Here is a 24,788-nt window from a genome sequence, read left to right on the forward strand (position 1 = left end):
TAACTCGGCCGCAGACCAAACAAACACAGATACCACTTACCGATTTGCAGGAGAATCCCATGGACCGTACCGGTATTCGCGAACACATCAAGTGCCTTTCCAAATTGAACTTCAAAAACATGTACATGAAGGACTTTCTGGAAACATGGCACAAGAGCGACGACGAAATTGCCGCCACCTTCGCAGTTGCCGACATTCTGCGTGGCCTGCGCACCAACAATGTTTCCACGCGCATTTTTGATTCCGGGCTGGGCATCTCCCTGTTCCGCGACAATTCCACCCGTACCCGCTTTTCTTTTGCCTCGGCCTGCAACCTGCTGGGCCTGACCGTACAGGATCTTGATGAAGGCAAATCGCAGATAGCCCACGGCGAAACCGTGCGCGAAACCGCCAACATGGTGTCCTTCATGGCAGAAACCGTGGGCATTCGCGACGACATGTTCATCGGCAAGGGCAATACCTACATGCGTGAAGTGGCCGGGGCCCTGCAGGAAGGCTTTGACGAGGGAGTGCTGGAACAGCGCCCCACCATCGTTGATCTGCAGTGCGATATCGACCACCCCACCCAGTGCATGGCCGACATGCTGCACATCATCAACCACTTTGGCGGCGTGGAGAAACTCAAAGGCAAAAAAGTCGCCATGACCTGGGCCTACTCCCCTTCCTACGGCAAGCCCCTTTCTGTTCCCCAGGGCGTTATCGGCCTCATGACCCGCTTTGGCATGGATGTGACGCTGGCGCACCCCGAAGGCTATGAAGTTATGCCCGAAGTGGAAGCCATTGCCGCAGAAAACGCCAAGGCTTCCGGTTGCACATACAGCCGCACCAACTCCATGGAAGAAGCCTTTGCCGGAGCCGACATTGTCTACCCCAAGAGCTGGGCTCCCTTTGCCGCCATGGAAAAACGCTCGGCCCTCTACGAGCAGAACGACCACGACGGCATCAAAAAGCTTGAAAAAGAACTGCTGACCCAGAATGCCAACTACAAGAGCTGGGAATGCACAGAAAAACTCATGGCTACCACCAACAAGGGCAATGCCCTGTACCTGCACTGCCTGCCCGCCGATATCACCGGTGTTTCGTGCAAGGAAGGCGAAGTGGAAGCCAGCGTGTTCGATCGTTACCGTGCGCCCCTTTACCTTGAGGCCAGCTACAAGCCCTACATCATCGCCGCAATGATCCTGTTGGCGCGCAAGGCTGATCCCTCTGACACCCTCATGCGTCTGCTGGAATCGGGCAGCCCTCGCATCCGCTAGGTACAACCCGCGGCCCCGGGGGGAATACCCCACTCCCCGGGGCTGTAAACCATTTCGTAGCGCCAGCGCGGCAACAACAGGAGTAAGGCTTTGAAAATCCTTATCCGCAACGGAACAGTTGTTACTCCCACAGGTATTCATAAGACTGACCTGCTGCTTGCCGATGGCCTTATCGCGGAAGTGAACGAAAACCTGTCGTGCGGCGATGCCAACGTCATAGACGCTTCAGGCAAGCTCTTGCTGCCCGGCGGTGTGGATGTGCATACCCACGTTACGCTCAATCCCGATGCCGCGACTGGCTCCGACATTTACTTTACGGCAACGCGCGCAGCCCTGATGGGCGGCACCACAAGCATTGTGGAGCACATGGGCTTTACGCCGCAGGGACGTAGCGTAACCGAACAAATGTACCTCTACGAAAACCTGGCTGCCGGACAGTCCTCCGCAGACTACGGATTCCACGGACTGATCCAGAGTTCGGACAACAATTTTTTCCCTCTGCTGCGCGCCTTTGCCGAACGCGGCATGACCTCGGTCAAAGCCTACATGACCTACGCCCAGCGCTGCTGCGACGGTCAACTCTCTGCCCTGCTGAAAGCCTGCGCCGAACAGGGAATCCTGCTGGCCGTGCATGCCGAAGACCATCATTGCATACAAAATGGTCTGGCGGCCTGCTCCTCGCCCGGTCACGGCGACCCCATATGGCATGCCAGAAGCCGTCCCCCGGAGTGCGAAGCCGCTGCCGTGCAACGCCTGCTGCGCATTGCCGCAGATGCGGGCGAGGCTCCCGTGTACATCGTGCATCTTTCCACCGCATCCGCCCTCTCAATCATACGCAAGGCACGTGAGGCGGGGCAACGCAACATCTTTGTGGAGACATGCACCCAGTACCTCACCCTCACAGAAGACCGTTATTCTGATCCCGTTTCCGGTGTGCAGTACATCCTGTCGCCTCCCTTGCGCAAACAGGAAGATGTGGACGCCCTTTGGGCCGGATTGCGCGATGGGCACATCCAGACTGTTGCCACGGATCATTGCTCGTTCTCCCTGGCCGAAAAAAACCGGGGGTTGGGCGACTTTACCCGCTGCCCTGGCGGCGCCCCGGGCATTGAAGAACGCGTCGCCCTTCTGTTCAGCGAGGGGGTCGGCAAGGGGCGGCTGAGCCTCCAACGCTTTGTGGAAGTCATGTCCGCCAACCCGGCAAAACTTATGGGCCTCTATCCACGCAAAGGAGCGCTCCAACCCGGCGCGGACGCGGATATCATCATGCTTGACCCACAAGAGGACGGCATCTTGAGCGCCAGCAATCTGCACGGCCCGTGGGGCTATACCCTTTACGAAGGCGTGCCCGTCAAGGGTTCGGTAGAAATGGTTTTTCTCCGTGGAACATGCGTGGTTCACAATGGATTTTTTCTGGGTCAGCGCGGTGATGGAAGTCTGCTGTGCCGTCAACGCTTCATGGAGGCGCATTGATCTGGTGAATTTTCTGGGGCGGCGCATGCGGCCTGAAGTACAACTGACAACGGCCAACGGCAGGATAATAAGGAGCCATTCCATGTTATACTTACGCAACGCGGTTATGATTGATGCTGAAACTTTCGAGCTTGCCAGCGGCCACTTTGCCGTGGAGGAAGGGCCCGCAGGTTCGGTAAAGCCCATCGCAGAAATCCCTCCTGCCGCCACGCTTACTGCAGGCAACCGCGTGCTGGACTGTAAAGGGCGCTTTGTAACCCGCGCCCTGAGCTGCGGGCACCACCACATCTATTCCTGCCTTTCGCGCGGTATGCCGCCTGCCCTCCGAAGCCCGAAAGATTTTGCCGACATGCTTGCCCTCGTGTGGTGGCGGCTCGACAAATGCCTCGACCGCGACATGACTGAAGCCTCGGCTCTGGCCACAGCCATGTATCTTGCCAAAAACGGCGTGGCATTCTGCATAGACCACCACGCCTCGCCCAATGCAGTGGAGGGCAGCCTCTCGGTGATTGCAGACGCCATGGATCGCATCGGCGTGGGGCATCTGCTCTGTTATGAAACCTCTGACCGCGACGGGCGCGACATTGCCCTCAAGGGCCTTGAGGAACACGAGCGCTATCTTTCCGCCGGGGGCAAGGGGCATGTGGGCCTGCACGCCTCGTTCACTGTAAGCGACGAAACGCTGCAGGCCGCAGTGGACATAGCCCGCCGCCACGGCACGGGCGTGCACATTCATGTGGCCGAGGCCGCCTCAGATCAGCAGCACTGCCTGCATACTTATGGAAAAACCGTTGTGCAGCGTCTCGCGGACTTTGGCGCGCTGGAACTGCCGCAAACAATTCTGGGCCATTGCGTCCACATTGTCTCCGAAGACAGGGATATCCTCTCCAAGGCCCCCTGCTGGATCGCGCAGAACACCGAATCCAACCAGAACAACAATGTGGGCCTGGCTTCATACGGCTACAGCAACCGCGTCATGCTGGGCACGGACGGCATGCATTCCGACATGATCCGCTCTGCCCAAAGCTCCTTTTTTGCGGGTGTGCGGGTTGAAGGCCTCTCGCCAGCCGGGGCTTACGCGAGGCTTCGCAACGTCCACAACCATACGTCCCTGCACGGCCCCTGCGGCGACGCCCCCAACAACCTCGTTATCCTTGAATACGACACGCCCACGCCCCTGCGCCCCAATAATGCGCTGGGGCATTTTTTTTACGGGCTCACGGCAGGGCATGTGCACACGGTTATCAGCCAGGGACGGGTGATTGTGGAAGACGGGCGGCTTACCCGTTGCGACGAAAACGAAATACTGACCTTCGCACGTCAACAGGCAGAACGGCTCTGGAACAGGCTTGCCTAGGTCCCGCATCTCCGAGGAGGATTTATGGTTTCTGATCACATGCACGGCCTTGACCCCGTCAGGCTTCTGCGCTGGATACTGGAAGACCTCAACCGGGGTTCGGCCCTGGGAATCGTCAAGGATCTTTTTTTCATACCGCAGCAGGATGACCCCTTTCGCTTGCAGCGCTACGGCGTAGCACTTGAAAACCCTCTGGGCGTGGCTGCTGGCCCGCACACGCAGATGGCCCAGAACATCGTGGCCGCGTGGCTTTGCGGCGCGCGCTACATGGAACTTAAAACCGTGCAGGTGCTGGACCAGATTTCAGTGACCAAGCCCTGCATCGACATGCACGACGAAGGCTACAACTGCGAATGGTCGCAGGAGCTGAGTCTTGAGCAAAGCTATGAGGAATATCTTAAGGCCTGGATGCTGATACACGTGCTGCATGACCGCCTCGGCTTTGCCGGTACGCCTGGCGTCATTTTCAACATGAGCGCGGGCTACAGCATGGAAGGCATCCTGAGCCCTGGGGTGCAGAACTTTCTGAACCGTATGCAAAACTGCGGCGACGATGTGCGCGCCATGCAGAACCGCCTTGCCTCCGTATACCCACGTGCGGCGCAGCTGGATATACCCGGCTGCATGAGCAACAGCCTGACCATCTCCTGCATGCACGGCTGCCCGCCAGAAGAAGTGGAAAAGATATCCCTCTACTTTTTACAGCAGCGCAGGCTCAATACAACGCTCAAGATGAATCCCACCCTGCTGGGCGCAGATCGAGTGCGCGGTATCCTTAACGAAAGTCTGGGCTATGAGACCACTGTGCCAGACATCGCCTTTGAACACGACATTTCCTACGAAACTGCCCTGCGCATCGTGCGCAACTGTTGCAGCGCCGCCAGCGATCTGGGACTCGCCTTCTCCGTCAAGCTCACCAATACGCTGGAAACGATTAATTCGGGCCAGAGGCTGCCCGAAAAAGAAAACATGGTCTACATGAGCGGCCGGTCGCTCTACCCCATTTCCATCGCAGTGGCCGAAAAGCTGCAAAAAGACTTTAACGGCGGGCTGGACATTTCCTTCTGCGCCGGGGTGGATGCCTTTAATGTGGCAGATACCCTGGCCTGTGGACTGGCTCCTGTCACCGTCTGTTCAGACCTGCTCAAACCCGGCGGCTACGGCAGGCTTGCCCAGTATGTGGAAAACCTGCGCACGGCCATGCGCGCAGCAGGAGCCGCCAGCCTGGCAGATTTTCCGGCTGCTGTAGCCGCCCTCCCCGACCGGGCCGACCGGGCTGCCGCTGTTCTGCATAACCTCGCCGCCTGCGCCAGGGCCGCTGCCGCGCACGGCTCCCGCTATGCCAAGCAGGCAGGGCGCCATAGCGATGTCAAAACATCCCGCCCGTTGCCAGCTCTGGATTGCGCCGATGCGCCCTGTATGAGTCAGTGCCCTGCGGGGCAGAACATTCCGGCCTACATGGAACGCTGCGCGGCAGCGGATATGGACGGTGCGGCGAGCACCATCACGGCGACCAATCCCTTCCCTGCCGTTCTTGGGGCCATGTGCAATCAAGCCTGCCGTGAAAAATGCATGCGTGGGCAGTATGACGATGGCCTGCAAATAAGGGCTGTGAAGGGTTGCGTGGCGCGGCTTGGCAATCGGACGCGCTCGCCAGCTACGGCCAACGGGCGCTCTGTTGCGGTTATCGGCGCAGGCCCAGCCGGACTCAGTTGCGCATATTATCTGGCTTTGGCCGGGTGCAGTGTGGACGTTTATGAAGGCGCTCAGACTGAAGGCGGCCGCACGTTAGCCCCCATTCTGGAAAAGGGGGGCAAGGCGGCGGAGCATGTCCGGCAGGATGTGGACGCAATACTGGCCCTTGGCGTGCGACTGCGTCGGGGCAAGCCCATAGATGACAAGGCGCTGGCCGATCTGGCTGGTAAAACGGACGCTGTATATATTTCTTCGGGCGTGGAAGGACTTGCCTCCGCCGACGCCCGCAATATCTTCCGGTCAACCCCTTCCGGAAGCCGTGGCCCTGCCTCGACGCTTGTTGCTGGCGTTGGGGAAGGAAGCTGCACCTCCTCCACCATCCTGGCCCGTCTGGGCATACTGCCCGCCAGCAACTCCGGGCGGGCCGGGATGAACCAGAAGCAAGCTTACCCTGAACCAACCGATCTTGCCGGGCTGCGCCGCAAGCAGGCTTTCCGCCTCAATGGCGCATCCAGGGCATCCCTTTTGCCCACCGCACCAGATGCAGAAGAAGCTGCACGGAAGGAGGCGGCCCGCTGCCTGCATTGCGACCAGTACTGCGGCGCATGCGTGGCCTTGTGCCCCAACAGGGCCAACGTGCTGCTCAGCACCACCGCGCTTTCATGGCCCATACAGGAAGCGTTCCACGATGGTCAAACCACCCACATACGCACTCTGGGCTTTAGCGGAATCCAGCAGCCTGCCCAGATAGTGAACATAGGCGACTTCTGCAATGAATGCGGCAACTGCCGTGCTTTCTGTCCTTCTTCCGGCGCGCCCTACAAGGACAAAATGCGCCTGCACCTCAGCCGTACTTCTTTCGACGCGGATGCCAACGGCTTCTGGAGTCCCGACGCAACGCTGTTTTACGGCAAGCGCCACGGCAAACCATGGAGCCTGCGTCTGGAAGGTGAAATCCTCACGTATGAAGACGATTCGCAGCGGACAGTACTGGACCGCAGCACTCTGATAGCGACAAAGGTAACGCTGCGCGACGGCCTGACGCCAACATCCCTGTTGCCCGCAGTGGAGGCCTCGGTCTTCTGCGGTCTTGTCTCGGCTGATCCAGCCCTGGCTTCCATTATCATTTAATGCGCAAGTAATGATGTCGGAAGGATACATGAAAAAACTTACTACGTTTATTCTTGCAGCCAGCCTTGTGCTGGCAGTGGCCGAGGGTGCTTCAGCCATTGACTTCAAGGCCAAGGGCGAATGGATTGTAAACTTTGATCTGGGCGGGGGCGGCAAATTCGTGAGCCGGGGGCGTGACGGCAACAACAGTCCGGGCAACTACCGCGCAGTCGGTCACGGCAGCGAAGACAATTTCGAAGCCCGCCAGCGCGTGCGTCTTGAACTTGAGGCCGTCGCTTCCGAATCTCTTTCCGGCACCGTTTACTTTGAAATGGGCGACAGCGTGTGGGGTGCCTCCAATTCGCTCTATGGCGGCGGCGGAGCTCTTGGCGCCGACGGCAACATTGTTGAGCTCAAACGCGCCTATATTGACTGGATGGTACCCAACACAGACCTCAAGCTGCGCATGGGCATCCAGGGCTTCTATCTGCCCAGCTACACCTTTGGCAACGCCATTCTTATGGAAGACGGCGCGGGCATCACCGCCAGCTACAAGATCAGCAACAATGTATCGCTCTCTGCTTTCTGGCTGCGGGCCTATAACGACAACGCCACTACCAGCAATACTGCGGATGCCGCCAACGGGCACAGCGGCATTGCCAACGGCTTTCTGGACAACGTTGATTTCGTCGGTCTGGTTGCGCCCCTCGACTTTGGCGGAGTCAAGATCACTCCATGGGTTATGGGCGGCGCCATTGGCGAGAGCTTCAACAGAACCAGCGTGAACTTCGCCACTGAAATCGCCGGAGGCTCCAAAGCATACAATGGTGCGAGCCCCATTGACGTGCGCCGCAACACCACCGCCCTTGTGGCTCCCCCCGGCGCTCTGGACGACAACGCCAGGCATCTTCAGCGGGCCGACCCGTACTCCAGCGCCATCTGGGCTGGCCTTACCGGCCAGGTTACTGTTGCCGATCCCTTCCGCTTTTCATGGGATTTCAACTACGGAAGCGTGAAAACCGGCAGGCAGGAATATGACCGTTCAGGCTGGATGCTCAGCGCCATTGCCGAATACAAGACGGATTGGGGCACCCCCGGCCTTGTGGGCTGGTGGGGCAGCGGCGATGACGGCAACATCAAAAATGGTTCCGAAGTCATGCCCTTCGTTTCCATCGGCAGCGGCGGCTACAACATCTCCACTCTGGGCACGTGGGGCGAGCCGTGGCTCTCGAACGACGGCATCATGGGCTACAACGCCGTAGGCACCTGGGGCTTAGGCGCAAGGGTGATGGATATTTCCTTTTTGGAAGACCTGAAACACAACGTTCGCGTCAACTACTTCCAGGGCACCAACGACCCCACCATGGCCGGATACATCACCGGCACCCGCAGCTACAGGGGGCAAGGCAAAGCCACTGGCCTGAGCGATTTCAACTCGTACGGAACATACCTCACCACCATGGACTCAGGGATGGAAGTCAACTTTGACACCCATTATGACATCTACAAAAATTTGGATATGTGGGTGCACCTTGGCTACATCCACCTGTGGCTGGACGACAGCCAAGATATGTGGGGGGGATATAACAAGAAAGGCAACAGTCATGGCCTTAACGCCACAGACGCATGGCGCGCCAGTGTGTCTTTCAGATATTCGTTTTAACCAATGCAAAAATCATATTGCAATCCATAATGAGAGCTTTCTGCTGAGGATTGCCGCAATAAAAGAACCGCTTTGCTTTGCGTAACGTGTCGCATGCCGCGGCACAGCTTAAGATGCAAGAATGTATTCTCAAGGTACTCACCCCGAAGGAGAAGACTAGAATGACATCCAAGAATGAGCCGCACCAGCCCGGCAAAAGCGACCTTATTTACGCACTTGATTCCAAGCCGCCTTTTACCATTACTGTTCTTGCGGCCTTTCAGCACATCCTGGCCATGATTCTGGGCGTCATGACGCCCCCAGCCATTGTGGGCACGGCTCTCGGCGCGCCGCAGGAGGCCATTGCCTATCTTATCAGCATGTCTCTGCTTTTTGCAGGCATAAGCATTATCGTTCAGGTTACGCGCCCACTGGGCATTGGTTCCGGCATGCTCAACGTGCAGGCCACCAGCTTTGCCTTTCCAGCTACTTTATGCTCCATCGGCATCGCATTCATGCGGCAACGCGGTTACAGTTGGGATCAGTCCCTCTGCACTCTGCTTGGGGTCTGTTTCCTGGGATCTTTCTGGCTGGTGCTTGGCAGCTACACTGTGCAGCATTTGCGCAAGGTTATTACCCATACGGTCGCTGGCATCACGGTGTTGATGATCGGCGCGTCGCTTGTACGCGTGGGCGCGATGGATCTTGCGGGCGGCTTTGCCGCCAAGGCCAAAGGCACGTTCGGCGATCTGGACAACCTGTTTCTGGGCGCAGTGGTCATCCTTTCCATCGTGGCCATCAACCGCATCAAAATACCCATTTTCCGCATGTGTTCCCTGGTCATCGGCATGACCTTGGGCTTTGTGGCGGCCATTATAATGGGCAAGGTGGACTGGACTGTGCTGGACAAGCCCAGAGAGCTGTTCATGCTGCCCGTGCCCTTCAAGTTCGGTTTTTTCGGCTTTGACTGGCAGGCCTTTATCCTGCTGTCCTTCATCTTTCTGGTGCTCATTATTGAGGCCATCGGCGACATCACGGCGACTGCCTCGGTTTCGGAGCAGCCCACCAGTGGCCCCCTGTACCGCTCACGGCTCAAGGGCGGCATACTCTGCGGCGGCGTGTTCAGCGCTGTTGCGGCTATCTTCGGCTGTTTCCCCCAGATTACCTTTGCCCAGAACAACGGCGTCATCCAGCTTTCCGGGGTAGCCAGCCGCAAGGTCGGCCGCTACTGCGGGGTACTCTTTATCCTGTTTGCCCTTTTCCCGGTGGTAGTGGTGTTTTTTGAACTGCTGCCCCGGCCCGTGCTGGGCGGCGCACTGGTCATGCTTTTTGGCACCATCGCCACCTCCGGCATCCGCATTCTGGCTGAAAACGGAGTCAACCGCCGGGAAAGCATTGTTATTGCCGCATCCATGGGTGTTGGACTTGTTTCCATGCTCACCCCTGAGATATTCGACAAGATGCCGAACTTTTTTAAAATTTTCTTTGATTCACCCGTGGTTTCCGGCGGCGTCACGGCAATGATCGTGCACCAGATCCTGCCCCCGGCACCCCCATGCTGCGCAAACGAAGGAGATGAACCCGAAGAATGCTCGCCCTCGCAGGAACTGTACATCCCCGAGCCCACCTGCCCGGAAGGCAATGCCGACAAGAAGCAGTGCTGACGCCATCAGACATCCCTTTGCAGAGGAGGAACCATGCCCTCATTCAGTATCAACGGACAAGAAATCACCACAGCTTCCCCCACCCGCAAGCTGCTGGACTTTCTGCGGGAAGAGCTGGGCCTGTCTGGCACCAAGGACGGTTGTAGCGAAGGGGCCTGCGGGGCCTGCACCGTGCTTGTGGACGGCAAGCCTACCAGAGCCTGCGTACCCACTCTGGCAAAGCTGGAAGGAAAGAGCGTTGTCACCATTGAGGGCCTCTCACAACGCGAAAAGGACGTCTATGCTTACAGCTTTGCCAAAACGGGCGCTGTTCAGTGCGGCTACTGCATTCCCGGCATGGTTATGAGCGCCAAGGGTTTGCTGGATGGTAATCCTGACCCGCAGCGCACCGACGTTAAAAAAGCCATCCGGGGCAACATCTGCCGTTGCACCGGTTATGCAAAGATTGAGGAGGCCATTCTGCTTGCAGGACGATTGCTGCGCGAAGACACACCTCTGCCGCAGGAAACCTTTACCGGCAAACTTGGCGAGGATTTTCCCCGTCTGGACGCGGAGGAAAAAACACTGGGCACTGGGCTGTATGTGGATGATCTGGGGCCGGACTACCCCGGCCTTGCAGGCATGCTCTATGCCACAGGCGTACGCAGCAGATACCCCCGCGCCCGCGTTGTACATATAGACGCATCAAAGGCGCTGGAACACCCGGACGTGGTACGCGTCATCACGGCACAAGACATCCCTGGGGACAGAATCATCGGGCATCTGGTCAAGGATCAGCCCGTGCTTGTGGGTGTGGGCGAAATAACCCACTACATCGGCGATGCCGTTGCTCTGGTGGTTACCAGCAAAAAAGAGTCCCTGCGTGAGGCGGCGGCGCTTGTGGAGGTCGCGTGGGACGAACTGCCCGCGGTTACCAGCATTGATCAGGCGCTTCATCCCGATGCACCCAAGGTTCACGACAAGGGAAATTTGCTGCGGGAAGAAATTGTGGACAGAGGAAATGCCGCGCAAGCCATCGCCAATGCAAAACATGTAATACAGCAACATTTTTCGCTCCCGCCTACTGAACATGCCTTTATGGAACCTGAATGCGCCGTTGCCGTGCCTGAAGGTCAAGACGGCGTTCTGGTCTATACCGGCGCGCAGGGCATTTATGACGAGCAGCACGAGCTGGCCAACATGCTGGGGTTGCCCGCAGAAAAGGTACACATTCACTCCATGCTGGTGGGCGGCGGTTTTGGCGGCAAGGAAGATATGAGCGTGCAGCACCACGCAGCTCTTGCGGCATGGCTGCTGAAACAGCCTGTCAAAGTGAAGTTTTCACGTCAGGAGAGCGTGAACTTTCATCCCAAGCGGCACGCCATGGAGATTACTGTATCGCTGGGCTGCGACGAGAACGGCATCATACAGGGCGCTGAATTCGATATCGTTTCAGACACCGGCTCCTTTGCTTCGCTGGGTGGGCCTGTGTTGCAGCGCGCATGCACCCATGCCGGCGGGCCATACAATTTCCAGAATTTCAGGGTGCGCGGCCGCGCCATGTATACCAACAATCCGCCAGCCGGGGCATTCAGAGGCTTTGGCGTCACCCAGTCGGCCTTTTGCATGGAGAGCGTGCTCACGCTCATGGCCCACAAAATCGGCATCTCACCGTGGGAAATACGCTACCGCAACGCCGTGCGGCCAGGTCAGGCCTTGCCCAACGGTCAGATAGCAGACCCCAGCACCGCTGTGGTGCAATGCCTGGAAGCCGTGAGGGACTCATTCCACAAGGCCCGCCACCCTGGCATTGCCTGTAGCTTTAAAAACTCTGGCGTGGGCGTTGGCATTCCCGACATCGGGCGCTGCATCGCGTCGGTGGAACAGGGAAAAATCCACTTGCGCAGCAGCGCGGCCTGCATTGGTCAGGGCATGGGTACTGTCATGCTGCAAATGGCCTGCGAAGCTACCGGCCTGCCGCCAGACATGTTTGTCGTGGAGCCGCCAGACACCGTCCGTACTCCCAATTCTGGCACAACAACGGCCTCGCGTCAGACTGTCTTTACCGGTGAGGCCACTGTGCGGGCCACCACTGCCCTCAAGGAAGAGCTGGACAAAATTTGCAGCGCCTGCGGCTGCGATTGGCTCGCGGGCCTGCAAAAGCTGGAAGGGAAGGAATTTTATGGCGAATTTGCCAGCGATACCGACCCCATGGGCAGCGACAAACCCAACCCCGTGAGCCATGTGGCCTACGGCTTTGCCGCCATTGTGGCTGACCTGGACGATGAAGGCAGGCTTGTATCCGTTCATGGCGCGTACGATGCCGGACGCGTGGCCAATCCCAAGGCGGCTCAGGGCCAGCTGGAAGGCGGCATTGTCATGGGCATGGGCTATGCGCTTACCGAAGATTACAAGCTGGAAAACGGCTACCCCAAGAGCAAATATGGCACCCTCGGTCTATTGCGCGCCACGGATGTGCCCGTGGATATCTACGCCGAGTTTGTGGACAACAAGCAGTGGGGGCCACACGGCAAGGGCGGCAAAGGCGTGGGCGAGCTGGCCTCCATCCCCATCACTCCAGCCTTGCAGGGAGCCTATTTTCATCTGGATGGAGTTTTCCGCACCAAGCTGCCCATGGAAAACACCTTTTACAAAAAGGCCGCCAAGGGAGGCGGCGCGGGCAAATAGCCCGAAGATGGATTATGCGGCCAGAACAGGCTGGCGTTCAGGCCTGTTCAGCTTCCGTCTGAAGCAGGGCCGCATACTGTTCCGGAGTGTCGATATCCGCAAGGTAGCGGGCATCGGACACATCCACATAGATGCAGCAGTGGGGGTAGGCATCGCGCACCCCCCTGCCGCCTCTGTCGCCCCGGCAGTCCAGCAGGGCGTCGCGAAAGTGCGCCCCAAAAAATACAGGGTTGCCTGGCCTGCCAAGGGCGCGCGGCACCACGATGCGATCAGGGGCGGCGTGTTCCAGCACGGAGAGCACCACGGATGAATCCAATAAGGGCTGATCACCCGTAAAAAACAGGTAACCATCACCTCTCGCGGCAGCCGTACCCAGCCGCAAACTGACGGATTGGCCCTGTTCGGCAGCGTGGTTAAGCACAATCTGAAAATCCGGGGACAGTTCATCGCCCTGCTGCAAAGCAGTTTGTACCTGTTCGCTGGTTACAAGGATGCGCTGACTGAAAGGCAACGCGGCAGTCAGCTGCAGGGTGCGACCCAGCATGCTGCCCCCACGAAAAGGCAGCAGAAGTTTGTTTTGCCCCATGCGGCGGGACAGCCCCGCGGCAAGAATGACGGCGGCGATATTCATATGGCTGAACCGAAAAAGTTATGGTTGGCAAAAGGTTGCGGCACAAACAACCGAGCGGGTCGCACCAGAGTGTCCCTGCTACTATGAAACAGGCCGAGCTGGCGTGCAAGTATGCCAAAAGCCTCAAGGAGACTCCATGACAGCGCCACTCCCCTGCGAACACTGGACAGATATGGCTTCCGCCCTGGGTGTGCGGCCTGGCGACAGGGTCTGCGTTGTGGGCAGCGGGGGCAAGAGTACCCTCATAAACGCTCTGGCCGTGTGTTTTCCAGATATCCCCATACTCTGCGGCACCACGACCAAAATTTTTCCTCCCAGCCCGGAGACGTATCTGGCTTTTCTGGATGAAGAAGCGTCTGCAAACCTCTTGCGCACATGGGCGTTGCCCGCAAACGGCGCTAAAATATCGCCTTTGGGACCCGGCATTTATCTGGCGGGTACGCGCCAGAATCACCGCCACCAGTCGGAACAGAGGGCTGGCGCAGAGGAATCCCCCAAGCCGAAAACACCGTCAGCAATGGAGCTGAAGCAATTCGCGTCCGCCTTGGCTGGACAGCCAGGCAGCACCCTGACGGCTGAAGAAGCGGAAACCGCCATGGCCGCGTTCAAACTGCAAGGGCTTCCCGAAGGCATGTACGCCCGGATGAGCCTGCCGGACGGCCATTTCAGGCTGTTGCTGCTTGAGGCCGACGGCTCGCGCATGCGGCCCCTCAAAGGGTGGAAAAGTCATGAACCGGTGATCCCTGACTGGGCCACCTGCAGCATAGGGGTCATACCCCTACGACAGATTGGCAAAGTCCTCAAAGCCGAGGATGTACATCGCCAAGAGGAATTTTGCGCACTGACCTGTGCGAGCGTGGGACAAATTTTGCGGGCGGAACACGTTGCTTCCGCCATCAGTGGCCCCAGGGGAATATTTGCCCGGGCAAGAGGGCGGCTGACGCTCTTTTTCAGTCAGGTTGAGGGCGCTGCTGCCCTTGATCTGGCCCGCGAGGTGTTGCGAACCCTGCCCGAAACTTTTTTGCAACGTCTGGATCGAGTCGTGGCAGGCAGCGCCCTGCTGGGCAGGGCCGCCCGCCTGCGATAACTGGCCACGTGACGCAGATAAACATTTTCAATGTCGATCTGCTCCAGAGGTTGCCTGAAATACAGAGGAACAACCATGAAATACTCAACAGATGTCATTGTCGTTCGTGGAGGCGGGGATCTGGCAACCGGTATTGTGCAGAAACTCTGGCGCGGAGGCTTCAGGGTTGCAGTGCTGGAAGTGCCCCGCCCGCTGGCCATACGCCGTAATGTCGCTGTTTGCTCAGCCGTGACAGAGGGCAGTGTTCAGATTGAAGACCTGCACGCCCATCTGGCCGTGGACGCCGCCTCCTGCACGAGCATATGGCAATGTAATGCTGTTCCCGTGCTGGTTGATCCCCATTGCGCCAGCCTTGCGCAGCTCAGGCCAGCAGCTCTTGTGGACGCAACCATCGCCAAGCGCAACCTCGGCACCCACCGGGGTATGGCTCCTATAACCCTGGCTCTGGGGCCAGGGTTCAGCGCGCCGGAAGACGTGGACGCAGTAATTGAAACCATGCGCGGACACGATCTGGGCCGCCTCATACTCACGGGCGCTGCCCTGCCCAATACGGGGGTGCCGGGCGAACTGGGGGGCAAAAGCGCGGAACGCGTGGTGCGCGCACCCGCAACCGGCATGGTAAGGCACTTGCGACACATCGGCGCTCAAGTGCGCAAGGGTGAGATATTGTTTCTGGTGGGCGGTATCCCGGTGCCTTCACCGCTGGACGGCATTCTGCGAGGGCTCATCGCCGACGGCATGGAAGTGACCGCCGGACTCAAATGCGCGGATGTGGACCCAAGGCCTCCACACACTGTGAACTGGCATTCTATTTCCGACAAGGCACGCTCCCTTGGTGGCGCGGTGCTGGAAGCCTGCCTCTACCTTGCCAGACTGAACGGCATTGTGCTGCACCCGGCATGTGCAGCGGTGGAAGCCCAGCAGACCGAGATCCGCGCGCACAGAGAGGCGGAGCGTTTTTTTGTTAACAGTGTTAGCCCCAAGGCCCCAGCACCGCTGGCATAGGCCGACCGTATCCACGGCAAGGGCAATCATTGGCAAAGCAACAACAGCAACCATAACGTTAAGGATTACTCATGAACACCATTACTATGATCAACACCAACAATGCTCCCGCCGCAATCGGCCCCTATTCCCAGGCCCTCACCAACGGCTCTCTCATCTTCACTTCCGGGCAGTTGCCTCTCGCCCCCGGCAGTAAAACCATACCGGATGACATCAAGGCCCAGGCCACGGCCTCGCTTGCAAACGTCAAGGCCATTCTCGAGGAAGCTGGTTCCTCCCTGAGCAAGGTGCTCAAGACAACGGTTTTCTTGACAGATATGAAAGACTTTGCCGCCGTTAACGAAGTGTATTCCACCTTTTTTTCCCAACCCTATCCCGCGCGGAGCTGCTTTGCCGTAAAAGAGCTACCTCTCGGAGCAAAAGTTGAAATTGAAGTGATCGCAGCCCGATAGGCATGTTGGCCAGCATCCGGTGATCGTAATCATCTCTTGCGTATCCGGATACTGGAGTTGGTAGACGACCAACAACGCTTCGGTTCGCTCTGCCTCCATGAATTCTGCATCGGAAGAATCTGGTGTAGAACCACTAGCGAACAGAGCGAATTCACTTGAAAGAGAACCCTACATTGCGCACATGTAAGCGGATGAAATGTCCACCCTGCTGATTTGAAGGCCCTTTTGGGATGTTCTTCTAGCGGCAGAGTGTACCGTTTCGGCACCATCTTGAACTCCAAGAGAGTTCAATAAATATCCCCCGGCATAGTGGTATGCCCCCCATCAGGTAGACAAAGTAAAAAAGCCCCACTAGGCTTAAACTTTGAAAACATGATGGGGGGCATACCACTAGCGGGGGTTTTCTACATACAAAAAAGCGGCCTGCATGTTCGGGCATAATGCCCTTTGAATGCAAGCCGCCTTGTGAGGGCAGATCTGTTTAAAAACACAGCGGGTTGTTTACGCGGACCTTGGCATTCCAAAGCCGCACGTTGGACTCCCTGCCGTATTGCCGGCACAAGTCACAGCGGTATGACGCATCCAGACTACAAATTCTGCCTCAGCAACTTTTCGCCGCTGCCCTGCTACACAGTGTCTGCCTGCTTTTCGGCCTGCGCGTTAATGTAGGCAGCCCGGTAGCTCTTGCCGGAAACCACAACCCCCAAGGCCACAATGGCAAGGCTGATGCCCAAGGCAAGGAACAGCGGCTGGCTCACATCGAAAGCCAGCTTGGCAACAATAGCTGCCGTGGTGCTGCAAATGATGGAGGTCAGAGCCCAGAAAGGCGAGAGCCAGCCGGGCTTGAAAATCGCCAGTGTCAGCGGCACAAAAACACCGCCGCCGCGCAGCAGGAAGGAGAAGAAATTCCAGTACAGCACGGTGGAATGAAGATACGTATAGGCCAGAGTCGAAAAAATCGTGGTCACGATGACAAGGGTAATCCGGTTGGCCTTCAGAATCCCCTCGCTCGATGTAACCTTGAACACGTTGCCCACAAAGTCGCGCGAAATCATGGTGCCAATGCCCAAAGCCTGCCCTGCGGTAGAACCGATGATGGCCAGCAGCACCCCCGAGATGGCTATGCCGCCAAACCAGTCGGGCAAATAGGTGAAGAAAAACGTAGGCAGGGCCAAAATGGGAGGCAATGCCGGATTTTGCGCATGCATGAACATGCCAATGGCCACAATAGGCAGCCCAACGGGGATAACCACCAAGCCAGCCATGATGGCCCCGCGAGAAGCCGTGCGGGCGTCACTGGCCGAGTACAGGGCCTGAATGTAGTTCTGCGAGCAGCAGATGCCCACTACGGTAGAGAATATGTTGCCCAGCACCTGCCCGGTACCGGTGCTGAAAAGATTCAGCCAAGGCTCATGCGGAAATACCGTGGAAAAATCAGGAAGTTCGTACAGCGATACCACAGCCACCGCGCTGCCTACCAGCAGGCCCACCCACAGCACGCTCATTTTTATAATGCCAGTAACGCTGCTGCCTTTCTGACCGCTGAAAAACACGGTCATAAGCACAAGCGCCGCAAGCAGAAAGGTTGCCGCAAGCGGGCTGATTTTAAGGATTGCGGCCAGAATATTTATGCCCGCAATAACGCCGGCCACGCAGCCGCACAGCATGCTCAAGGTACCGCATATGCTGATGACCGGGGCGGCGTATTTGCCATAATGCAGGCCAAAAAATTCGGGAACGGTTTCAAGATTGGTGCGCCGTAGGGCGCGGGCGTAAAAAATGCCCTGCACCAAAAACCCCAACCCTGCACCAAGAGAATACGACCAGGCGCAAAGACCGGCCTGATAGGCCAGCTGCGCCGTGCCCACCGTTGCGCCGCCGCCGATAATAACGCCCACGATACCGCCCGCCACCAGAGGAGAAGAAGCGGCGCGGCCCACAAGGCTGAACCCGTCCGCAGATTTTACGCTGCGCGCGGAATAAATTGAGTATCCAAGGGTAATGCCGACCACCAGAAACATGCCCAGATAATGAACAAAACTGACTTCCATATGACCTCACCCGATGATTGTAATGCCAGCATAAAGGCCCCAGCAATGACTGCCGCCCGCCTGTTGGTGTTCAGGCGGGCGGCCTGCATTGCGCACCCCGTTGGGCGCACTTTGGGTAACCTGCATACGTGCAGTTGCTTGAGGTAAAACAGGGAGGTCGCCATTTCTGGTTCAGAGGCACAAATCTCGGCTGCCCCCCTTGATACGGCGTTGAGCTTATGCTTCTAAAACGCCTATACCCAGCTGCGCCACTTCATGGAAGCCACTGTATGGTTCAACGCCTTGACCCAGCAGGCCATGCGCATGGTAATGTTTTTCTCGTTGGAGACCGCATATATTTCATTGAATACGTCGAGGAACACGCCTTCGAGCTTCTTGTTGACGAATTCTTCAGTCCAGCAGTCGTTATTGAGGTTCTGAATGCGCTCAAAATGCGCCACCTGGGTGCCGCCAGAGTTGGCGTACACATCGGGGCAGTCGATAATCTTGCGGTCGCGCAGAATTTTTTCGGCTTCAACAGTCACAGGGCCGTTGGCGCCTTCCATAATGGCCCAAGCCTTAACGCCAGCCGCATTTTCAGGGGTGATAACGCTCTGTACGGCGCAGGGGGCCAGCACATCGCAATCCTGCACCAGCAGCTCCGCGTTGGTCACGGCCTTGGCCTTGGGATACCCGGTCAGGGTGCCCTTTTCCTCAAACCAAGCGAACACGTCCTTCACATCCAGACCATCGGCATTGTAGATGCCGCCGTTCACGTCGCTTACACCGCAGATGGTCACATTGTCTTCATTGTACAGCGACACGAGGTTTCCGCCCACCTTGCCAAAACCCTGCACAACTGCGCGCAAGCTCGACATGGGCTTGCCCACAGAGGCCGCAACTGCACGGGTGGCGTACTGCACGCCACGGCTGGTGGCCAGAGCGCGCCCGGCAGAACCGCCAAGGGGTATGGCCTTGCCGCTCACGGCAGCCGGTTCAAGCCGCTGGTGCATGGCTTCCCATTCGTCCAGCATCCAGCTTTGGGTGCGGGCATCGGTGCCGATGTCAGCGCCGGGAAAGTCCATCCAGGGGCCGGTGATGGAAGAGATGGCGCGGATATAACCACGGCACAACCGCTCCAGTTCGTTGAGAGACAAGGTGGTTGGGTCAACGGCAATGCCGCCTTTGCCGCCGCCGTTGGGGATGTTGTTGCAGGCGTTTTTGATGGTCATCCACATGCTCAGCGCGCGCACGTCATCGGGCGTTTCATCCTTATGAAAACGCGTGCCGCCACGGATGGGGCCGTTGGCCCAATTGTGATGAAAACGGTAGGCTTCGATAATTTTTACAGTACCATTATCCATTTTAAGGGGGATGCGCACTGTAAGTTCACGCATGGGACGCTTGAGAAATTCATGAACATGGGGTTCGAGTCCGGCGAGGGCTGCCGCTTGTTCCAGTTGCGCGAGTGCATTTTCAAGAGCTGTAGTTGCTGTAGCCATGTCATCCTCCATTTAGTCTGTTATTTTTATCAAATCCGCATGCATTTCATGTTATTTCATGAGCATAAGGATTTAATAGTAAAAACAATAATCAGAAAAACAGTGATCATTCATCAAGCAAACAGTTTCTGCAACAGTCCAAATATGTATCAATTGAAGCAAAAGACATGCCATGCAATAAATTCGATTAAAAAATTTGAAAGGATGCACTTAATCTATTGCAAAAACGATCTTTTTTTACGTTATATAAATCACAATCGCGGGGGTGAGCCTCGTTGCAGGTTCGGAAACGTGATTAAATAGTTAACGAGCGTTAATAAATGAGCATCAATATGCTCCCTCTTCAGCAAAGGATGTCTGAAACGTTTAAGCCCAGAAAAGGAGCACAACAAAAAAACGCAGCAGGTTCACCGCGGAAAGGATTGTTTCTTGAGGGGAGAGGGAGGGACATTGAATACTGAATAGACGGCGGTTCTAATGAAGGGTTTTGTATCATTTATTGCGGAAGTCTGCTGTTTTTTTTGCAATGAGCGGACAAAGCTTGGCTGTCGACGTAAAAGTCAAAGGGGCATGGCATTTTGCTTTTGACCACGTCAACGGTGGCAACTTTATGAACAAAAGCCGCGCGGGTGAGACAGTCAATGGCCAGCAATGGTCATCCATACACCAGCCGAGAGGCTATTTTGAAGCGTATAACCGCATGCATTGACAGCTCGATACGGTCGCTTCCGAAAATTTGTCCGGTACTGCTTTTTTTGAAATCGGCGAGCAGCGCTGGGGCATGGCCAATCAGGGTGGCGCACTCGGTGCGGATGGCGCAAGTTCCGTTACGGCGCAGTTGATCACGGTAGGGAATACCTGAACCGATCCGGCTGGTTTGGGATGCTTCTGACCGAATATGCCTTTGATTGGGGCGTGCCAGGCTTCTATGGCTGGTTTTTCAGCGGTGACGACGATAGCCCGCACAACGGCTCTGAACACTTGCCGTATATTGCCACCACCAAACGCTACTAATTCCCTATCATCATTCGGTTGCCGTGGCAGTGTGCTGTACGCAGGGGGCAAGGGAGTTCTGGGCACCAACCCCTCTGGAACGTGGGGTGCAGGCACTCGCCTGAAAGACATCAGTTTTGTTGCTGGCCTGTGCCATATAATCCGGCTTAACTATTTCAGCCGCACCAACAACATCAAAATGGCCTCATACATTACAGGACGCCAGACTACGGACAATCTGGGCGTGCCGTTTACCACAACATGACGGACTTTAACGCACCACTGGGCACGTACCTCACCACCAGCGACACCGGTTTTGTGCTAAATCTGAATAGCACCTACAAGTCTGCTAAAAATCAGGATTTTGTGCTGGAGCTTGGCTATATTCACTTGTGGCTGGACAAGGACGTCTGGGGTGGCTACCAAAAAATATCTGATGACAGCCTTAACTACAGAGAAGCCTGGAAAATGACACTAACTATCCTCTATTCCTTCTGATTCAACAGACAACCTGCCCCATGCGGGGGGGTCCCTGTTCTTTACTCCCTGCTTCTCGCTTTATGCAGGCTTGTTCTGACTTTTTTGAACAGATCACATGATCCCTGGGTACAGCCCCAAAATGAGCCACTGGTGAGCATCCAGCCAAAGAGATCGAGCTCTTTCCGCGACAAATATTAAGGCCCTCCATCGAAGTTTTCCTTACGATATTCCAATCCACTGCGAGTAAGGAAGTGAGCTTTTGATTTGGCTTCATTGAGCAGAAATGCTCAAATTGAAACTGCCATTGAACACGCTTACAACAGATGATGGCTATTGTCCCCCGCCCCCTAAAAAGGGGAATGAGATCAATTGAGACGCTTTTAAGGGCCATGAAGCGCATCTCTGAATTTACTTGAGGGCAACGATAGGGAAAAAGGGCAGACTCTGCGCAGTAATTCGCGAATGATAGAGCAGCCGACTTTATTGATAGGCAGAATCAGGATTTGATAAATGGGGCAAAAAGTCTGAGCAGGACATCTATGCGGCGTATTTTGGAAATGCGCTCAGGGGATTTTGCACTGCAACTATCCTCATTCAGCCTAGAATGCATGCAGCGCAAAACGACGAAGGGGCGCAAAGCGCCCCTTCGTCAGTATTCGTCAAACCAACAAAGCGGTTACGCTTCGGCGGTTTCTTCAGCCTTGGGCTTGCGGGTACGCTTGGGCTTGGCAGGCGCTTCTTCAACGGCGGCTTCCGTAGCGGGAGCAGCTTCAAGAGCGCGAGAAAGCTCAATGATGGCCATGGGGGCGTTGTCGCCCTTACGGGGCATGGCCAGCTTAAGGATACGGGTGTAACCGCCGGGAACGCCGGCGAAAACAGGACCGATCTCATCAAAAAGGCGCTTAACCAAAGCGTGATCGTTCAACACACGGTAAGCCTGACGGCGGGCGTGCAGGTCATTGCGCTTGGCAAGGGTGATCAGGGGTTCCACCACCCGGCGCAGCTCCTTGGCCTTAATTTCCGTGGTGCGGATTTTGCCGTGGATCAGCAGGGCCTTAGCGAGATTTTGCAACAGGGCCTTACGGTGCGCAGGCGTACGCGAGAGTTTCCTGCCGGAATTGCTATGCCTCATTTTGCTGCTTCCTTTTCCATTCCTGATATTTCTTGTCGAAGGAATCGACCTTCATACCGAAGTCAAGGCCCATGTCCAAAAGAACACCCTTGATTTCATCCAACGACTTGCGACCAAAATTCTTGGTCTTGAGCATCTCACCTTCCGAACGCTGCACCAGTTCACCCACAAGGGCAATGTTGGCGCCGCGCAGGCAGTTGGTGGCGCGCACCGACAATTCAAGATCGTCAATGCTCTTGTACAGATGCTCATTGATTTCGCCGCTCTCGCCGCTGCCGTGCCGCATGTCGCCAGACACGCGTTCATCAAAGTTGATGAACACAGAAATCTGGTCCTTGATGATCTTGGCACTGTAGGCAATGGCATCCTCGGGTGTGAGGGAGCCGTCGGTCCATACTTCCAGCAGCAGGCGGTCATAGTTGGTCATCTGGCCAACACGAGCCTGCTCCACGGTGTAGGCCACCTTACGCACAGGGGAGAAACTGGAATCCAGCTTGATAACGCCGATTTCCTCGTTCAGTCCCTCGTGCATGTCAGCAGGCACATAGCCTTTGCCCATGCGAGCCTCAAATTCCATCTCAAGCACGACATCCTCAGTGAGGGTGGCGATGTGCTGGTCAGGATTGAGCACTTCAACATGCTGGTTGCCCATGATGTGTCCGGCAGTCACCGGGCCCTTCTGGTCAACGCGCAGGGTAATGCGCTGCGGTTCATCGGTGTCCATGCGCAGACGAACCTGCTTGATGTTCAGGATGACATCAGTGATGTCTTCAAGAACACCGTGCACCGTGGTGAATTCATGCTGCACACCGATGATCTTCACCGATACGAAGGCCGCACCCTGAAGGGACGACAAAAGAACCCGGCGCATTGCATTGCCGATGGTGGTGCCATAGCCCCGTTCCAGCGGTTCGCAAATGAATTTGCCATGCGTGATGCTGGCGGTTTCTTCTTCGCGCATGATCTGATCGGGCTTTACGAGCTCTGACCAGTTGCGTGCATTTATAAGGCGTTCGCCCTGTTTTATAAGCATGCGAACCCCCGCTTATTTCGAGTAAAGTTCGACAATCAGCTGCTCGTTGACGGGGAACTGGATATCGTCACGCTGCGGCAGCGCCTTGACAGAGCCTTTGAAAGCGGCGCCGTCAGCCTCAAGCCAGGCGGGGCAACCACGACGGGCAATGACTTCCTGAGCTTCAGCGAGCACCGGAATCTTGCGGTTCTTTTCGGGCACTTCAATGCTGTCACCCACGCGGATCTGCAAGGAAGGAATGTTCACCTTGCGGCCATTGAGGGTGAAAATGCCGTGCCGAACGAGCTGACGAGCCTGGTTGCGCGAGTTGGCAAAACCAAGGCGGTACACCACGTTGTCGAGGCGGCGTTCAAGAATAACGAGCAGGTTGGTACCAGTAACACCCTTCTGCATTTCGGCCTTCTCAAAGTAGCCATGGAACTGGCGTTCGAGAATGCCGTACGCGCGGCGGGTCTTCTGCTTCTCACGCAGCTGAACTGCGTATTCGCTGACCTTTTTGCGCGCGCGGCCATGCTGGCCGGGGGCATAAGGACGACGGTCGTATGCACACTTGTCAGTGAAGCAACGGTCGCCCTTCAGAAAAAGCTTGCAGCCTTCGCGACGGCACATGCGGCACTTGGCTTCAGTATATTTAGCCATCTATCTTTACCTCTTACGGTTTAGGCGCGGTTTACGCTAGGCGCAAACTAGACGCGGCGGCGCTTGGGCGGCCGGCAGCCATTGTGCGGAATGGGCGTAACGTCGCGGATGAACGCCACCTTGAAGCCGATAGCCGAAATAGCGCGCATGGCGGCTTCACGACCGGAACCGGGGCCTTTCACATAGATGCCCACAGTACGCATGCCGTTGTCCTGAGCCTTGCGGGCAGCCGTTTCAGCGGCAACCTGCGCAGCAAAAGGGGTGGACTTACGCGAACCCTTAAAGCCGCTCTGGCCCGAGGAGGCCCAGGAGACAGCATTGCCGCGCGTATCCGTAAAAGTAATGATGGTGTTGTTGAACGAAGCCTGGATGTGGGCAATGCCCACCGGCACGTTCTTCTTTTCCTTTTTCTTGACCACTTTCTTGGGTCTGGCCATAACTAACCTCAAATTGGAAGCTTGTCAGATTCTTTTCCGCCAATGGCGGAAAAATCCGTTCGTCCTCACGGCAGCACTATTGCTGCATCCGCTTTACAAACTGCGACAAGCGCAGCCGCACCGCTACTTCTTCTTGCCTACGGCGCCGCGGCGGGGTCCCTTACGGGTGCGGGCATTGGTATGGGTGCGCTGACCATGCACGGGCAAACCGCGACGGTGACGCAGACCACGGAAACAACCAATGTCCATAAGGCGCTTAATGTTGCTGGAGATTTCGCGACGCAGGTCGCCTTCCACCTTGTAGTTCTGTTCGAGTTCCTTACGGATCTCGTTAACTTCGTCAGCAGAGAGGTCGTCAATACTACGCTCCCAGTTAACGCCGGTGGTATCCAGAATTTTCATGGCCGTGGTACGGCCAATGCCATAAATGTAGGTGAGCGCAATGTCCACCCGTTTGCCGCGAGGCAAATCAACACCTGCTATTCTCGCCACAATTAGTCTCC

21 protein-coding genes are annotated in these 24,788 nt (G+C 56.8%); 13 read left to right on the forward strand and 8 right to left on the reverse strand.

Features of this window, described 5'->3' with window-relative positions:
• Positions 1-59 precede the first annotated feature (59 nt).
• The 7 genes from ygeW (at position 60) to xdh (ending at position 12,864) form a co-directional block, all read left to right on the forward strand.
• The gene (ygeW, locus tag RDK48_RS05900) at positions 60-1,256 is read left to right on the forward strand and encodes a knotted carbamoyltransferase YgeW (protein WP_298996574.1); all 1,197 of its coding nucleotides are present in this window, start codon (positions 60-62) and stop codon (positions 1,254-1,256) included.
• Positions 1,257-1,346: 90 nt separating this feature from the next.
• Complete coding sequence (gene hydA, locus RDK48_RS05905) at positions 1,347-2,729, forward strand: dihydropyrimidinase (protein ID WP_298996572.1); 1,383 nt, start codon at positions 1,347-1,349, stop codon at positions 2,727-2,729.
• Between the two features lie 82 nt (positions 2,730-2,811).
• Entirely contained in the window at positions 2,812-4,086 is a 1,275-nt protein-coding gene (locus RDK48_RS05910; RefSeq protein ID WP_298996570.1) for an amidohydrolase family protein, read from the forward strand.
• A 24-nt stretch (positions 4,087-4,110) separates the two neighbouring features.
• Positions 4,111-6,912: an NAD(P)-binding protein gene (locus RDK48_RS05915; protein WP_298996567.1), complete on the forward strand. Its 2,802-nt coding sequence runs from the start codon at positions 4,111-4,113 to the stop codon at positions 6,910-6,912.
• A 28-nt stretch (positions 6,913-6,940) separates the two neighbouring features.
• Positions 6,941-8,554, forward strand: coding sequence for an outer membrane homotrimeric porin (locus RDK48_RS05920; RefSeq protein ID WP_298996565.1), 1,614 nt, complete (start codon positions 6,941-6,943; stop codon positions 8,552-8,554).
• 161 nt (positions 8,555-8,715) lie between these two features.
• Positions 8,716-10,197, forward strand: a complete 1,482-nt coding sequence (locus RDK48_RS05925; protein ID WP_298996563.1) for a uracil-xanthine permease family protein — start codon at positions 8,716-8,718, stop codon at positions 10,195-10,197.
• A 33-nt stretch (positions 10,198-10,230) separates the two neighbouring features.
• The gene (gene xdh / locus RDK48_RS05930; RefSeq protein WP_298996560.1) at positions 10,231-12,864 is read left to right on the forward strand and encodes a selenium-dependent xanthine dehydrogenase; all 2,634 of its coding nucleotides are present in this window, start codon (positions 10,231-10,233) and stop codon (positions 12,862-12,864) included.
• 37 nt (positions 12,865-12,901) lie between these two features.
• On the opposite strand, the gene RDK48_RS05935 is transcribed toward xdh, so the two are convergent.
• Positions 12,902-13,495, reverse strand: a complete 594-nt coding sequence (locus tag RDK48_RS05935; protein ID WP_298996557.1) for an NTP transferase domain-containing protein — start codon at positions 13,493-13,495, stop codon at positions 12,902-12,904.
• A gap of 136 nt (positions 13,496-13,631) precedes the next feature.
• Between RDK48_RS05935 and yqeC the strand changes: the two genes are divergently transcribed.
• From yqeC to RDK48_RS05950, 3 genes are all read left to right on the forward strand, one after another.
• Positions 13,632-14,582, forward strand: coding sequence for a selenium cofactor biosynthesis protein YqeC (yqeC, locus tag RDK48_RS05940; protein ID WP_298996552.1), 951 nt, complete (start codon positions 13,632-13,634; stop codon positions 14,580-14,582).
• Positions 14,583-14,657: 75 nt separating this feature from the next.
• Positions 14,658-15,587, forward strand: a complete 930-nt coding sequence (gene yqeB / locus RDK48_RS05945) for a selenium-dependent molybdenum cofactor biosynthesis protein YqeB (RefSeq protein ID WP_298996550.1) — start codon at positions 14,658-14,660, stop codon at positions 15,585-15,587.
• A 71-nt stretch (positions 15,588-15,658) separates the two neighbouring features.
• Positions 15,659-16,039: a RidA family protein gene (locus RDK48_RS05950; RefSeq protein WP_298996548.1), complete on the forward strand. Its 381-nt coding sequence runs from the start codon at positions 15,659-15,661 to the stop codon at positions 16,037-16,039.
• Between the two features lie 626 nt (positions 16,040-16,665).
• Here RDK48_RS05950 and RDK48_RS05955 read toward each other — a convergent pair.
• Both RDK48_RS05955 and RDK48_RS05960 read right to left on the reverse strand, forming a co-directional pair.
• A complete protein-coding gene (locus RDK48_RS05955; RefSeq protein ID WP_298996546.1) occupies positions 16,666-18,090 on the reverse strand; it encodes a sodium:solute symporter in 1,425 nt (474 codons plus the stop codon).
• Positions 18,091-18,323: 233 nt separating this feature from the next.
• Entirely contained in the window at positions 18,324-19,571 is a 1,248-nt protein-coding gene (locus RDK48_RS05960; protein WP_298996544.1) for a Glu/Leu/Phe/Val dehydrogenase, read from the reverse strand.
• Positions 19,572-20,453: 882 nt separating this feature from the next.
• On the opposite strand from RDK48_RS05960, the gene RDK48_RS05965 reads away from it, so the two are divergent.
• From RDK48_RS05965 to RDK48_RS05975, 3 genes are read left to right on the forward strand one after another with little or no spacing between them, the layout of a single operon-like run.
• On the forward strand, positions 20,454-20,585 hold the full coding sequence (locus RDK48_RS05965) for a hypothetical protein (RefSeq protein ID WP_298996542.1): 132 nt from the start codon (positions 20,454-20,456) through the stop codon (positions 20,583-20,585).
• Between the two features lie 31 nt (positions 20,586-20,616).
• Entirely contained in the window at positions 20,617-20,829 is a 213-nt protein-coding gene (locus RDK48_RS05970; protein WP_298996539.1) for a hypothetical protein, read from the forward strand.
• Positions 20,826-21,062: a hypothetical protein gene (locus RDK48_RS05975; RefSeq protein WP_298996536.1), complete on the forward strand. Its 237-nt coding sequence runs from the start codon at positions 20,826-20,828 to the stop codon at positions 21,060-21,062. Before RDK48_RS05970 ends, RDK48_RS05975 begins: the two co-directional genes overlap by 4 nt.
• Positions 21,063-21,720: 658 nt before the next feature.
• Here RDK48_RS05975 and rplQ read toward each other — a convergent pair.
• The 5 genes from rplQ to rpsM form a co-directional block, all read right to left on the reverse strand.
• Positions 21,721-22,176 carry a 50S ribosomal protein L17 gene (gene rplQ / locus RDK48_RS05980; protein WP_298996533.1) on the reverse strand — a complete coding sequence of 152 codons (456 nt, stop codon included), beginning with the start codon at positions 22,174-22,176 and terminating at the stop codon, positions 21,721-21,723.
• The gene (locus RDK48_RS05985; protein ID WP_022658172.1) at positions 22,166-23,209 is read right to left on the reverse strand and encodes a DNA-directed RNA polymerase subunit alpha; all 1,044 of its coding nucleotides are present in this window, start codon (positions 23,207-23,209) and stop codon (positions 22,166-22,168) included. The genes rplQ and RDK48_RS05985 overlap by 11 nt, the downstream gene beginning before the upstream one ends.
• A 12-nt stretch (positions 23,210-23,221) precedes the next feature.
• Entirely contained in the window at positions 23,222-23,848 is a 627-nt protein-coding gene (gene rpsD, locus RDK48_RS05990) for a 30S ribosomal protein S4 (RefSeq protein ID WP_298996530.1), read from the reverse strand.
• 47 nt (positions 23,849-23,895) lie between these two features.
• Positions 23,896-24,285 carry a 30S ribosomal protein S11 gene (rpsK, locus tag RDK48_RS05995; protein ID WP_136399285.1) on the reverse strand — a complete coding sequence of 130 codons (390 nt, stop codon included), beginning with the start codon at positions 24,283-24,285 and terminating at the stop codon, positions 23,896-23,898.
• Between the two features lie 123 nt (positions 24,286-24,408).
• Positions 24,409-24,777, reverse strand: a complete 369-nt coding sequence (gene rpsM / locus RDK48_RS06000) for a 30S ribosomal protein S13 (RefSeq protein ID WP_022658169.1) — start codon at positions 24,775-24,777, stop codon at positions 24,409-24,411.
• Between the last annotated feature and the right edge of the window lie 11 nt (positions 24,778-24,788).

The organism is uncultured Desulfovibrio sp., from assembly GCF_902477725.1.
In the GTDB taxonomy this organism is placed as follows: domain Bacteria; phylum Desulfobacterota; class Desulfovibrionia; order Desulfovibrionales; family Desulfovibrionaceae; genus Desulfovibrio.

Coding starts and splice junctions, on each gene's coding strand:
- ygeW (WP_298996574.1), top strand. CDS start 60: ATGGACCGTACCGGTATTCGCGAACACATCAAGTGCCTTTCCAAATTG.
- RDK48_RS05910 (WP_298996570.1), top strand. CDS start 2,812: ATGTTATACTTACGCAACGCGGTTATGATTGATGCTGAAACTTTCGAG.
- RDK48_RS05915 (WP_298996567.1), top strand. CDS start 4,111: ATGGTTTCTGATCACATGCACGGCCTTGACCCCGTCAGGCTTCTGCGC.
- RDK48_RS05920 (WP_298996565.1), top strand. CDS start 6,941: ATGAAAAAACTTACTACGTTTATTCTTGCAGCCAGCCTTGTGCTGGCA.
- RDK48_RS05925 (WP_298996563.1), top strand. CDS start 8,716: ATGACATCCAAGAATGAGCCGCACCAGCCCGGCAAAAGCGACCTTATT.
- xdh (WP_298996560.1), top strand. CDS start 10,231: ATGCCCTCATTCAGTATCAACGGACAAGAAATCACCACAGCTTCCCCC.
- RDK48_RS05935 (WP_298996557.1), bottom strand. CDS start 13,495: ATGAATATCGCCGCCGTCATTCTTGCCGCGGGGCTGTCCCGCCGCATG.
- yqeC (WP_298996552.1), top strand. CDS start 13,632: ATGACAGCGCCACTCCCCTGCGAACACTGGACAGATATGGCTTCCGCC.
- yqeB (WP_298996550.1), top strand. CDS start 14,658: ATGAAATACTCAACAGATGTCATTGTCGTTCGTGGAGGCGGGGATCTG.
- RDK48_RS05950 (WP_298996548.1), top strand. CDS start 15,659: ATGAACACCATTACTATGATCAACACCAACAATGCTCCCGCCGCAATC.
- RDK48_RS05955 (WP_298996546.1), bottom strand. CDS start 18,090: ATGGAAGTCAGTTTTGTTCATTATCTGGGCATGTTTCTGGTGGTCGGC.
- RDK48_RS05960 (WP_298996544.1), bottom strand. CDS start 19,571: ATGGCTACAGCAACTACAGCTCTTGAAAATGCACTCGCGCAACTGGAA.
- RDK48_RS05965 (WP_298996542.1), top strand. CDS start 20,454: ATGCTTCTGACCGAATATGCCTTTGATTGGGGCGTGCCAGGCTTCTAT.
- RDK48_RS05975 (WP_298996536.1), top strand. CDS start 20,826: ATGACGGACTTTAACGCACCACTGGGCACGTACCTCACCACCAGCGAC.
- rplQ (WP_298996533.1), bottom strand. CDS start 22,176: ATGAGGCATAGCAATTCCGGCAGGAAACTCTCGCGTACGCCTGCGCAC.
- RDK48_RS05985 (WP_022658172.1), bottom strand. CDS start 23,209: ATGCTTATAAAACAGGGCGAACGCCTTATAAATGCACGCAACTGGTCA.
- rpsD (WP_298996530.1), bottom strand. CDS start 23,848: ATGGCTAAATATACTGAAGCCAAGTGCCGCATGTGCCGTCGCGAAGGC.
- rpsK (WP_136399285.1), bottom strand. CDS start 24,285: ATGGCCAGACCCAAGAAAGTGGTCAAGAAAAAGGAAAAGAAGAACGTG.